Source organism: Curtobacterium sp. L3-7, from assembly GCF_048756585.1.
Taxonomy (GTDB): domain Bacteria; phylum Actinomycetota; class Actinomycetes; order Actinomycetales; family Microbacteriaceae; genus Curtobacterium.
Genome location: NZ_CP151474.1, coordinates 1,243,244 through 1,254,777 on the forward strand (window position 1 = coordinate 1,243,244; position 11,534 = coordinate 1,254,777).

The following is an 11,534-nucleotide window of genomic DNA, read 5'->3' on the forward strand; positions in this document are numbered from 1 at the left end:
GAGGTTCGGTGTCCGACACACCGTTCGTGGCCGGCGAGTGGTCGGAGAACGTCGGTGCGGGCTGCACCGGGCGACGACTCGTGACCGTTCGGCGGACGTGAACGGGGTGTCGTGACCAGTCGGGTTCGCGCGAGGCGAGCGCGCCCCGGGGTCAGTCGGGTTCGCGCGAGGCGAGCGCGCCCCGGGGTCAGTCGGCGTCGGGGGCGAGCCAGATCGCGCCGGCGGCAGCGGCGGGCAGGTCGACGAGCGACTCCGTGCCGTCCTCCGCGCGCCGGGACACCGCGATGACCCCCGCGTAGTCCCGGACCTGCTCCACGCGGAGGTGGGTGCCGAGCCCGACGCCGAGCTCGTCGAAGTACCGCAGCAGCGAGGGGTCGTCGTCCGACACCCGGCCGACGGTCCCGCAGGCGCCGGGCGCGATCGTGCCGAGGAGCGCCCCGGGGGAGTCCGGCAGCGTGCCGTCCGCGCGCGGGATCGGGTCACCGTGCGGGTCGTGCGTCGGGTGCCCGAGGTCGGCGTCGACACGGTCGAGGAACGTCTCCGACACCGCGTGCTCGAGCGCCTCCGCCTCCGTGTGCACCTCGTCCCACGTGTAGCCCAGCCGGGACACCAGGAACGACTCGATCAGGCGGTGCCGCCGGACCATCGCCACGGCGACCTGCTGTCCGAGGGGCGTGAGCACGACGCCGTAGTACGGGGTGTGCTCGATCAGGCCGTCGCGGTCGAGCTTCCGGAGGTTGCCCGAGACGGTCGACGCGGAGACCTTCAACGACGCGGCGATGTCCCGGGTGGCGATGCCGGTGTCCCCGCGCTCGCGGGCCTTCCAGATCAGCTTGACGTAGTCCTCCGCCATCGTGGAGAGCGAAGGGAGTCGCATCACGCCGCCGTAGTGCTGTGGCCACAACGGGCCATCGTGGACAGAGAAGGGAGTCGCATACCGCAATGGTACAAACAGGCATGGCATCCGAACGACGGCGCTGGCCCGTCCCACCGTCGCTCCTGGTCGGCCTCGCGCCCCTCGTGGTGTTCGCCGGCATCAGCGCCTGGCGGTCCCGACCGAGCGACGACTACCCCTCCCTCGGCGAGACGGTCGACAGCGTCGTCCGGGCGCTCGTCGTCCCGGAGGGCATCGCCGCGCTGGCGCTCGCCGTCGTCGTGACGGCGCTCGGCTGGTGGCGCATCGCGACGGTCGACACGACCAGGAGTCCGCTGCGCTGGACGTGGATCGCCCCGGCGCTGATCCTCGTCGTCTGCCTGGTCCGGCTGCCGCTCGTCGACTGGACGGCGCTCCCGTGGCACTACTTCCTGCTGCTCGGCATCGGCGTGCTGTTCGTCGGGTTCTTCGAGGAGCTGATGACCCGCGGCGTGCTGCTCGTGGGGCTCCGGCGGCGGCTGCCGGAGTTCGGCGTGTGGATCGTCTCGTGCGTGCTCTTCGGCCTGCTGCACCTGCTCAACGCCCTCGCCGGCGCCGGCATCGGACCCACGCTGATCCAGGTCGTGTTCGCGGCGTCCTTCGGCTCCGTGCTGTACGTCGCCCGGCGGCTCTCGGGCGGTCTGCTGCTGCCGGTGCTGCTGCACGCGTTCTGGGACTTCGGGTCGATCGCGGTGTCGGCGACGGCGCGGGGTGACCTCGGCACGATGGCCGTCGCCGGCGTCATCGGGATCGGCGCCTTCGCGGTGCTGGTCCTCGGGATCGTGGCCGGTGGGCTCGTCTCGTGGCGGGACGATGCTCCGCGCAGACTCCGGCGGCGGTGGCGCGACGTCCCCCCAAACCCGTTGGCCGAGCAACGCCGCCCCGTTCCGGAGTGGTACGACCTGCGAACCCGCACAGACACTCCGACCGGTTCACCTGCCTGACCCCGGCCGTTCCTCGGACCGACACCGAGCCTCCTTACCGTCGCGTCGATCCCAGTCGACACCGACGCCGTCGGTCCACAGAGAGGAGCGCCGTCCGGCTCCGGACGGCAACCACGCATGCGCACATCCGCACGCGCCATGGCCACGGGGGTGATCGTCGCGGGCGTCGCGACGGCCCTGGTCATCGGCAACCCCCTCACGGCCTCCGCCGCGAGCTACCCGAGCGACACCACGAAGCCCGACCTCGTCTCGCTGCTCAGCGGCTACGACGCGTTCTGGAAGTCCAGCGGCGTCAACGACCTGCACGGCACCGTCGTCGACCCCGCGACGCTCGCGAAGAACGACGAGCTGACCTCGTGGATCAACCAGAACGCGACGAAGGCGCAGCAGTTCACGGCGCTGCAGGACTCCGAGTACAACAACGCCACGAACTCCGCCTACGACCAGTCCTTCACGGTGGCGCAGGGCCTCGGCGACGCGCTCGAGAAGATCTACGTCGACGGCCGGACGAACGGTGACCTGCCGCTGACGAGCGCGCTCATCAACAGCTCGAACGGGACCACCGGCGCGTACGTCAGCACCGGTGACGCCAAGGCGCACTACAGCTACCCGCGTCCGTACCTGCCCGGCACGACGACGGCCACGCTCCCGGCCGGCGACGACCAGACGGGCTGCGCCCCGGCGACGGTGAACGCATCGTCCGTCACGCCGAACCGGGTCGGCAAGGCATGGGCCAGCGCGGACGGCACGCTCGACATCACCCGCGTCGCCCCGCAGACCGACACGACGAAGGAGTTCTCCCCGAACGACGTCGTGCTCGACGCCGGCTACGGCACGAAGGGCATCTGCACCGGCGGCTCGTACCCGAGCGGCCACACGACGACGGCGTACCAGGCCGGCATCACCCTCGCGACGCTCGTCCCCGAGCTCGCGCCGGAGATCCTCGCCCGCACGTCGGAGGCCGGCAACGACCGCATCGTCCTCGGCGTGCACTACCCGCTCGACATCATCGGCGGGCGCATCGACGGCGAGGCCGCCCTCGCAGCCCGCTGGTCGGACACCCAGTACCGCACCGACGTCCTCGAGCCGGCCCGCAAGGAGCTCGTCAGCTACCTCGAGTCGAAGTGCGGCGACACCCTCGCGAACTGCATCGCCGCGGAGAAGCCGTACGAGAACGACCCCTACGGCGGCAAGGCCATCCCCGGCGGCACGTCCCAGGTCGTCACCGACCGCGCCTCGGCCGTGCAGGTCTACCAGGAGCGCATGACCTACGGCTTCGCGGCGACCGGCACCACGGGCCTCGCCCCGTCCGTCCCGGCCGGTGCCGAGAACCTGCTCCTCACCGCGTTCCCGACGCTCACCGACGCGCAGCGCACCTCGGTGCTCGCGCAGACCGAGATCCCGTCGGGCTCGCCGCTCGACCAGTCCGGCAGCGCGAGCGGCTCGTGGGAGCGGCTCGACCTCGCCGCCGCGACGAGCGCCACGGTCGCGGTCGCTGACGACGGCTCCGTGAAGGTGGTCGCCACCGGCGGGCAGGCCTCGGTCCTGTCCGCGCACCTCACCGCGCCGAACGGCACGTCGGTGCAGGCCGGCAGCCAGCTCGCCCTCGCCGGCACCGGGTTCACCGCCGGGGAGTCCTACCAGGTCGTGCTCCACAGCGACCCGGTGGTCGTCGGCACGCTCACGGCCGACGCCGCCGGCGCCGTCTCGGGCAGCGTCACGATCCCCGCGGACACCGCAGCAGGATCGCACACGATCGACGTCGCGGACGCGTCCGGTGCGTCGGTGCTGACCGACCCGCTGGCGATCACCGTCACGGCGGCGCCCGCCGCGGCAGGCGGGACCGGTACCGGCACCAGCCCGGTGACGACCGGCATCCACCTGCCCGTCGTCAGCGGCTGATCCACAGCGACCGGACTGGAGGCCCGGCGCGGCTCCCCGAAGCCGCGCCGGCCTCCACAGGAAGGCACCTCCACCCCATGCGCAAGCGCACCATCTGGACCACCGTCGGCATCGCGGCAGCGGCCGTCGTCGTCGCCGGCGCCGTCACGATCCCGCTCCTCGGCGGCACGTCCGCGCCGTCCTCGGCCGTGTCGGCATCCGCCCGGCCGGTCGCCTCCGCCCCCGCCGTGCCGTCCGTGAGCGAGTCGGCGCTCGCCGCGCTCCCGGAGGCGCAGTACTCCGCGGTCATCGGCGGGCTGATGCCCGTGCGGGACACCGTCACGAAGGACACCGTCTTCCGGCTGCGAGCGGACGCGCCGCTGTTCGGCTCGGACCGCACGGAGCCCGTCGCCCGCTTCGCCGCGACGGACTTCCTGCAGCAGCCGACGACCGTCGTGGGGCTCCGCCGTGAGGGCCCGTGGGAACTCGTGCTCACCCCCGCCCGGCAGCAGCTGCCCTCTGCAGCCGGGGGATCGGCCGCCGCGCAGACCTCGGCCTGGGTGCCGGTCGCGTCCCTGACGGAGGTGTCGACCCCGACGTCGCACGTGGTGATCTCGACAGCGGACCAGAGCGTCTCGATCGTCGCCGCGTCGGGCGCCGTGCAGCAGCGGTTCTCCGCCGGGGTCGGCACGGCGGACACCCCGACACCGACCGGCGTGACGGGGTACCTCGAGCAGCGCTACGTCGACCCGTCCCAGGGGACCGGCGACCACCCGATCCAGCTCACCTCGCTGCACTCCGCCGCGGCCGACGAGCCGTACGGCGGACACGACGGCGGGCTCATCGGCATGCACTGGAACGCCGAGACCTCCGGAGCGGTGTCGCACGGCTGCGTCCGCCTCGACGCCGACGCCGTGGCCGCGATCAACGCCCTCCCGCTCGGCACCCTCGTCACCGTGCAGTAGTGCCCGTCGCGTCCGGGGCGTCAGGACGTGCGGGCGTCAGGACCTGCGGGCGACGGCGAAGACGCGCCGGAAGGGGTAGACCGTGCCGTGCGGGCCCGCCGGGTACGCCTGCCGCAAGCGGGCCGCGTACTCGGACTCGTACGCACCGGACAGCGCGCCGGAGGGATCGGCAGCGTCGAGTGCCGCGAGCGCTGGACGGAGACCCGTCCCGCGGACCCAGTCGAGCACGGGGTCGGACCCGTGCAGGAGCTGCGCGTACGTCGTCTCCCAGGCGTCCGCGCGGAAGCCGTTCGACTCGAACAGCTCCAGGTAGCCCGCGGGGTCCAGCACGGGATCAGCGCGCAAGACGCCCTCGAGCGCGCTCGCCCACGGCCCGTCCGCCGCGACGGACCGCATCAGCGCGTGCGAGGGAGAGTCGAAGTTCCCGGGGACCTGCATCGCGAACCACGACCCCGACGGCATCGCGGCGAGCCACCCCGGCAGCAGCGACACGTGCGACGGGACCCACTGCAGTGCGGCGTTCGTCACGACGACGTCGTCCTCCGCGGTGGGGGACCAGTCCTCGATGGCACGCTGCTCGAACGACAGGTTCTGATGCGCGGACGCGACGCTTGCCGCATCGGCGAGCATCTCGGCCGAGGAGTCCATCCCGACGACGCGAGCCGACGGCCAGCGTTCGGCGAGGGTGGCGGTGAGGGTCCCTGGACCGCAGCCGAGGTCGACGACGCGACGGGGAGCCTCCCGTCCGATCCGGGTGACCAGGTCGTGGAACGGACGCGACCGCTCGTCGCTGAAGGCCGCGTAGCGGGCCGGGTCCCAGCGCACCTACATCTCGACTTCGATGGGCTCGGTGCGGACGAGTTCGTGGACGCCGGAGATGACCTCGCTCGGGCGGAACGGGTAGCGGTCGATCTCGGCCTGGTCGCTGATGCCCGTCATGACGAGGACGGTGTGGAGCCCCGCTTCGATGCCGGCCTGCACGTCGGTGTCCATGCGGTCGCCGATCATGCCGGTGTTCTCGGAGTGTGCGCCGATCCGGTTCATCGCGGAGCGGAACATCATCGGGTTCGGCTTGCCGACCACGTAGGGCTGCTTGCCGGTGGCCTTCTCGATCATCGCGGCGATGGCACCCGTCGCGGGCAGGACGCCCTCGGCGCTCGGGCCCGTCGCGTCGGGGTTCGTGACGATGAAGCGGGCGCCGTCGCGGATCAGGCGGACGGCCTTGGTGATCGCCTCGAACGAGTAGTTGCGGGTCTCGCCGACGACGACGTAGTCGGGGGCGGTCTCGGTCATGATGAAGCCGGCCTCGTGGAGGGCGGTGGTCATGCCGGCCTCGCCGATGACGAACGCGGAGCCGCCCGGCATCTGCGACTTGCAGAAGTCCGCCGTCGCGAGGGCGCTCGTCCAGATGCGGTCCTCCGGCACGTCGATCCCGGACCAGCGGAGGCGGGCGCTGAGGTCGCGCGGCGTGAAGATCGAGTTGTTCGTGAGGACGAGGAACTCCGTGCCCTCCTCGAGCCACTGCTGGATGAGTTCCGGGGCACCGGGGAGCGCCTGGTTCTCGTGGACGAGGACGCCGTCCATGTCCGTCAGCCAGCACTCGACCTCGTCGCGGGTTGCCATGTTCCTCACCCTAGTGCGCGCCGGTTGCCACGCCGCCCGTGGCCGGCTCGGAAAAGGCCGGGAGGCTCGGATCGGCTCTTGCGCGCCGCTCGTGGACCCGAGATGGTCGAGACACCGAACGTCGTTCGGCTTTGCCGTACGCTTTTGGAGACCCGTACCGAAACTGCGGGACCCGTCCGAAACCAGGAGAACCACCCGTGCTCGTCGAACCCGGAAGCCCGTCCGCCACCCCACGACCGACGGCCGGTGACGCCGTCGTGCCGGCGGCGCCGCGACGACGTCGGGGGCGGCCGAACGTGCTCACCCGCGAGCAGGTCATCGACGCGGCGACGGCGATCGCGAACGAGGACGGTCTCGAGCGGCTGTCGTTCCGTGCCCTCGGCAACCGGCTCGGGGTCGCGCCGATGACGGTGCACCGGACGATCGGCGGGCTCGACGACCTGCACGCGGAGCTCGTGCGCCGGACGGTCGACGAGTTCACGGCGACGTTCGTGTGGCCGACGGACTGGCGGGAGATCGTCCGCGTGTTCGCCACCACCTTCCGGGACCTGATGCGCACCCACCCGCTCGTGCTCGAGTCGCACAGCAGCCGGGCGCCGCTGGTGTCGAGCGAGTCGGACGCGGTCGTCGCGAAGGTCGTCGGCGCGCTCCGTTCCGCCGGGCTGTCCGACACCGAGGCGATGTACGCGTTCTTCGTCGTGTACGACTTCGTCGTCGGGCACGCCGGCGTGCAGGTCGGTCGTGGTGACGCCGAGGCCGGGCGCCCGGAGCGGCACGCGCTCGTCGGTGAGATCCTCGGGTCGCACTCGTACGACGACCGGTTCTCGCTCGGACTGGACATCCTGCTCGCGGGGATCGAGTCCCGCGTCCGCTGATTTCCGGGATCGACGAAAACTCCTTGACACGTGGAGTGCGGAACGCCAGGATTTCACACATCAACAAGAAGGGGGTCTTCGAATGACCGCATTGTCGCCGTCCGCCTATGCAGCTCAGGTCTCACTGATCAACGCCTGGCGTTCCGCTCACCCCGCTGTTCGATCGAACGGCGTGATCCCGATCATCCTCGTCGTGGCGATCGTCGTCCTGCTCGCGCTCGGCGCAACGATCGTGATCGGCGCCGTCGCTCTCTGCGCGGCGAACGGTGGGGTCCTCGACTCCGTCGTGAGCCTGTCCGACTGGACCGTGAAGGTCACCTGCCACAAGCTGAAGTGAGCGGCGGAATGGCTCTCATGACCACGCAGCGCACTCTGTTCGGCACGTTCCTCGGAGGGATGTTGGGGCTGCTCTCCGGCATCGTCATCGACGGCGGGCTGTGGCTGTGGGCGTTCGCGTCCGTGCTCAGTGGCGACGGTGCCGTGACCATCGGGCCCATCGTCCACGCTTCGACCATCGAGGGGTCTGCGACCGCGGTCGGCGGTCCCGGTCTCTTGATCGTCCCGGTCGGTCTCGCGCTCGTCGGAGCTGTGCTCGCCTGGCTCATCTCGCGTCGATCGGCAGCGGGTACCCGGGCGGCCGTACCCCGAGGGTGACACATCGCAGGCGCGAAGTTTGGCCGGCGGCGATCATCGCCGCCGGCCAGGCTTCCTGGCGAGTGACGCTCGTCGTCCTCGGCGTCGTGGTCGTGCCCGGCGCAGCGATCTGCACCGTCGGAGTCGTCGCCTTCGGCCCTGCCGTCCTCGGACCGATGGTCGTCGCGCTCTCGCTGTTCGTGCTGTCGTCCTTCATCCACGAACTCGGCCACGCGGTTGCGCACGTGCTCTTCGCCGATCCTGCCCGGGCGATCGTCGTGGGACGCGGGGCGTGGGCGTCCGGGAGTGTTGTCCGGTGGAGTCTCGGCACCAACGCGGACGGCGCCGTGGCGATCGCCGGCCCCTTCGCGGCGATGGCCTCCGGACTCCTCATCCTCGTGCTCCCGATCCCGTTCATCCTCGCGTACCCCGTCGTCGCGCTGTTCTCCGTCCACCTCCTCAGCCTGACTCGTCATGCCGCAGACGGCAGCCAGGTCCGTCGCGCGATCGAAGGAGATCCTGATGCTTGAAGTCCGAGCCGTGTCCAAGTCCTACGGGCACAGTGCGGTGCTGGCCGATGTCTCCTTCGCCATCGAGCCGGGCGAGGTCGTTGCGCTCGTCGGTCCGAACGGGGCCGGGAAGAGCACGCTGATCCACGTCATCACCGGTCTCACGAAGCCGACCTCGGGTGATGTCCTCGCAGACGGCGTCCGGATCAGAGCGGGTGGCTACACCGGCATCGGGTTCTGCCCGGACGACCTCCCGCTCCCCGAACTCCTGACCGGCCACGAGTACCTCGACTTCGCCGAGGCGTTGCATGGATCTCGTGTCGGGGCCGGACATCGGCAGCGGCTGCTCGAGTGCCTCCGGCTCGACGACGCGGCTGGTCGGCTGCTGTCCACGTTCAGCCACGGGATGAAGCGGAAGCTCCAGCTCCTCGCGGCTCTGCTCCGAGGTCCGAGCGTCCTCATCCTCGACGAGCCGCTCCGCGGTCTCGATCCAGAGTCCGGAGCGCTGCTGCGCGCGCTGATCCACGACTTCGCCGAGCACGGAGGCGCCGTCTTGCTCTCGACACACGACCTGCCATCTGCGCAGACGACGGCCACGCGCTTCCTGGTCCTCCAGCAGGGACGCCTCATCGTCGACGACAGTGTGCGCGAGCTCGCGGCGGGAGGACGCTCGATCGAGGACGTCTTCCTCGCGACGACCGGGATCGGCGAGTCCGTCGCGCGCTCCAGTGCGCTGTTCGTCGGTGCACTGGCGCGCGCGGAACGGTCGCGTCGATGACGCCCACCTTCGCCATCGCGCGCACGACCGGTCTCGTCCTCTTCAGGCACATCGAGCAAGCGGTCGGCGGTCGAGCGGTCGCCACGGTCATCGCGGCGATCGTCGGAGCCGCCGTCGTGCTGTACAACGTCGTGGCGTACGACTTCCTCGCGCGGTTCCTCCCGGCCGACGCCGTCGAGGCGTCGTACATCGACGCCGCGCAGCTGGTCGATGCCCTCTCCGCAGCGCAGGTGGCGAGTGCGGGAGGGATCGCGGTCCTGGTGCTGATCCTCGCACCTGGCAACTCCGCCGTGCGGATCTCGGCCCAGGTGCTCTCAGCGCGTCGTGTCCCTGCCCGACTGGGCGAGTCCATTCCCTTCGTGGTGCTCATCACGACGGCGTCCGGGGCGTTGACCATCGGTCCGTCGGTGTACCTCGGGTCGATCGTCGGCGACGGCCCGTTCACCGCGTGCGCGCTGCTCGCAACGAACGTCGCGTCGGCCCTCGGGATCGCGATCGTCGCGGAGAGCCTCCGCCTCATCGGCACCGCGGTCCGGCTCAGTTCGGCCGCAGTCCAGCTCATCGCGATCCTCGGCGCGGTGACGGTGGTCGGGGTGACGGTCTACGACTCCACAGCCGCTGCGCGGGAGGGGAGGGCCCCGGCGGCGGCGATCTGGTCGGAGATCGTCACGATGCGACAGGGTGTCGACGGATCGGTCGTCGCCTTGTCCGCCGCGGTGCTGTCCACCGCTGTCCTGCTCGTCACCCTGCTCGCCGTCCGCTGCGCGCAGCGTTTGGAGCCACTCGGGCATCCCCACCGCCTCTTCACCCTGCGCCGATGCCTGCCCCGGGGCAGTTCATGGCTCACGCGGGAGATCGCGATGGCCGTCCGGCAGCCCATCGGCCAGGTGTCGCTCGCGGTCTCGGTGGTCACGGTCGTCCTCGTGGGTGTGGCCGCCCGCAACGGTGTGATGCCGCCCTCCGCGGCGCTCATGGCGTGCGCGATGCTCGCGGCAGCGCCGCTCGAACTGTCGTGGGGTCGAGTGGCGACCTGGTCGTGGGTCTACCGGCAAGACCGGACGCCCGCGACCCGCATCGTGCTCCCACAGGTCGCGGCGGGGATGGTGTGGGCAGTGCTCCTCACAGGCGCGGCGTTCGGTGTGATCGGGACCGTCCCCGAACCGTCGGACGTCGTGCACCACTCCCTCGTCCTCATCGCCGCGGCGAGTGTGGCCTACGCGGCGGGATGCGTCGCTCCGGCGAACGCGGACGTCCCTGCGTCCGTGGCTGTGACCTCCGTCCTGGCCATCGTGTGCGAGACGCTCGTCGTGTGGGCAGGATCGCGGCTCGACCTGCTCCACCTCGGACTCAGCGGCGTGTTGTTCGGAGTGGTGGCCGTCGCGTCGCTCGGAGCCGCCGTCGCGCGGATCCGCTCCCGCCTCGAGGGTCCCTGAGCCGGCTCGCCCGTACGCTGGAGCCGTGACCGACGAGCCCGCGCCGACCCATGAGCGCACGACGCACGGGGTCGGGCCGCACCCGCGGCCGTGGCCCGACGATCCCCGGCTCGACCCGGAGCTGCTCGAGCACGGGGACACCCGCAACGTCGTCGACGCCTACCGGTACTGGTCGATGGAGGCGATCGTCGCTGACCTCGACACCCGTCGACACGGGTTCGACGTCGCGATCGAGAACTGGCAGCACGACCTGAACATCGGGTCGATCGTCCGGTCGGCGAACGCGTTCCTCGCAGGGACCGTGCACATCATCGGGCGCCGGCGCTGGAACCGTCGCGGGGCGATGGTCACGGACCGGTACCAGCACGTCCGGAACCACCCCGACGTGGCGTCCTTCCTGCAGGCGATGCGCGACGAGGGGCGCCCGGTCATCGCGATCGACAACACCCCTGGTGCCGAGATGCTCGAGACCGCGGAGGTCCCCGAGCGCTGCGTGTTCCTGTTCGGGCAGGAGGGGCCCGGGCTGACCGACGAGGCCGTCGCCGGCGCGGACGGGCACCTCGAGATCGCGCAGTACGGCTCCACCCGGAGCATCAACGCGTCCGCGGCCGCCGCGATCGTCATGCACGCGTGGATCGTCCGGCACGCCACGCCCCCTCGCTGAACCCGTCCCGGGTCCGGCTGCCGAGTGCGCAGAAGTGGTGACGTCCGGGGTGGTTCGCTGACAACGTCTGCGCACTCGATCGGGGCCGAGGTAGCGGATGCCAGCTCCGGCAGATGAGTGCGCAGAAGTGCTGACGTCCGGGGTGGAGCGCTCACATCGTCTGCGCACTCGATCCAGTCCGGCACGAGCGGCACGTGCGGCACGTCCGGCACCCGCACCCGCAGCCCCCCCCCCCACCACCGGACGCGATGGGCGACACCTGTCCCCCCGAACAGGGTGAACGGCGGGGTGAAAAACCCCCGAACGAGGGGTCCTC

Annotated in this window: 13 protein-coding genes; 10 read left to right on the plus strand and 3 right to left on the minus strand. The window is 71.2% G+C overall.

What is annotated here, in order from left to right:
• Nucleotides 1–187 precede the first annotated feature (187 nt).
• Nucleotides 188–877, minus strand: a complete 690-nt coding sequence (locus AAEP80_RS06245) for a metal-dependent transcriptional regulator (protein ID WP_420366376.1) — start codon at nucleotides 875–877, stop codon at nucleotides 188–190.
• 80 nt (nucleotides 878–957) lie between these two features.
• Between AAEP80_RS06245 and AAEP80_RS06250 the strand changes: the two genes are divergently transcribed.
• From AAEP80_RS06250 to AAEP80_RS06260, 3 genes are all read left to right on the plus strand, one after another.
• Nucleotides 958–1,857 (plus strand): CPBP family intramembrane glutamic endopeptidase, encoded by a 900-nt coding sequence (locus AAEP80_RS06250; RefSeq protein ID WP_420366377.1) that lies wholly within the window; start codon nucleotides 958–960, stop codon nucleotides 1,855–1,857.
• A 117-nt stretch (nucleotides 1,858–1,974) separates the two neighbouring features.
• Complete coding sequence (locus AAEP80_RS06255; RefSeq protein WP_420366378.1) at nucleotides 1,975–3,759, plus strand: phosphatase PAP2 family protein; 1,785 nt, start codon at nucleotides 1,975–1,977, stop codon at nucleotides 3,757–3,759.
• A 77-nt stretch (nucleotides 3,760–3,836) separates the two neighbouring features.
• On the plus strand, nucleotides 3,837–4,703 hold the full coding sequence (locus AAEP80_RS06260; protein ID WP_420366379.1) for a L,D-transpeptidase: 867 nt from the start codon (nucleotides 3,837–3,839) through the stop codon (nucleotides 4,701–4,703).
• Between the two features lie 36 nt (nucleotides 4,704–4,739).
• Here AAEP80_RS06260 and AAEP80_RS06265 read toward each other — a convergent pair whose 3' ends face one another.
• Together AAEP80_RS06265 and AAEP80_RS06270 are read right to left on the minus strand one after the other, a co-directional pair.
• A complete protein-coding gene (locus AAEP80_RS06265) occupies nucleotides 4,740–5,528 on the minus strand; it encodes a trans-aconitate 2-methyltransferase (RefSeq protein ID WP_420366380.1) in 789 nt (262 codons plus the stop codon).
• Nucleotides 5,529–6,326 (minus strand): HAD-IIA family hydrolase, encoded by a 798-nt coding sequence (locus AAEP80_RS06270; RefSeq protein ID WP_420366381.1) that lies wholly within the window; start codon nucleotides 6,324–6,326, stop codon nucleotides 5,529–5,531.
• 197 nt (nucleotides 6,327–6,523) lie between these two features.
• Between AAEP80_RS06270 and AAEP80_RS06275 the strand changes: the two genes are divergently transcribed.
• The 7 genes from AAEP80_RS06275 (at nucleotide 6,524) to AAEP80_RS06305 (ending at nucleotide 11,218) form a co-directional block, all read left to right on the plus strand.
• On the plus strand, nucleotides 6,524–7,201 hold the full coding sequence (locus AAEP80_RS06275; RefSeq protein WP_281266840.1) for a TetR/AcrR family transcriptional regulator C-terminal domain-containing protein: 678 nt from the start codon (nucleotides 6,524–6,526) through the stop codon (nucleotides 7,199–7,201).
• A gap of 172 nt (nucleotides 7,202–7,373) precedes the next feature.
• On the plus strand, nucleotides 7,374–7,538 hold the full coding sequence (locus AAEP80_RS06280; RefSeq protein WP_402728064.1) for a hypothetical protein: 165 nt from the start codon (nucleotides 7,374–7,376) through the stop codon (nucleotides 7,536–7,538).
• 17 nt (nucleotides 7,539–7,555) lie between these two features.
• On the plus strand, nucleotides 7,556–7,855 hold the full coding sequence (locus AAEP80_RS06285; RefSeq protein WP_420366382.1) for a hypothetical protein: 300 nt from the start codon (nucleotides 7,556–7,558) through the stop codon (nucleotides 7,853–7,855).
• 62 nt (nucleotides 7,856–7,917) lie between these two features.
• Nucleotides 7,918–8,364, plus strand: a complete 447-nt coding sequence (locus AAEP80_RS06290) for a hypothetical protein (protein WP_420366383.1) — start codon at nucleotides 7,918–7,920, stop codon at nucleotides 8,362–8,364.
• On the plus strand, nucleotides 8,357–9,121 hold the full coding sequence (locus tag AAEP80_RS06295) for an ABC transporter ATP-binding protein (protein WP_420366384.1): 765 nt from the start codon (nucleotides 8,357–8,359) through the stop codon (nucleotides 9,119–9,121). Before AAEP80_RS06290 ends, AAEP80_RS06295 begins: the two co-directional genes overlap by 8 nt.
• Entirely contained in the window at nucleotides 9,118–10,554 is a 1,437-nt protein-coding gene (locus AAEP80_RS06300) for a hypothetical protein (RefSeq protein ID WP_420366385.1), read from the plus strand. Before AAEP80_RS06295 ends, AAEP80_RS06300 begins: the two co-directional genes overlap by 4 nt.
• 25 nt (nucleotides 10,555–10,579) lie before the next feature.
• On the plus strand, nucleotides 10,580–11,218 hold the full coding sequence (locus AAEP80_RS06305) for a TrmH family RNA methyltransferase (protein WP_402728069.1): 639 nt from the start codon (nucleotides 10,580–10,582) through the stop codon (nucleotides 11,216–11,218).
• The last annotated feature ends 316 nt before the right edge of the window (nucleotides 11,219–11,534 follow it).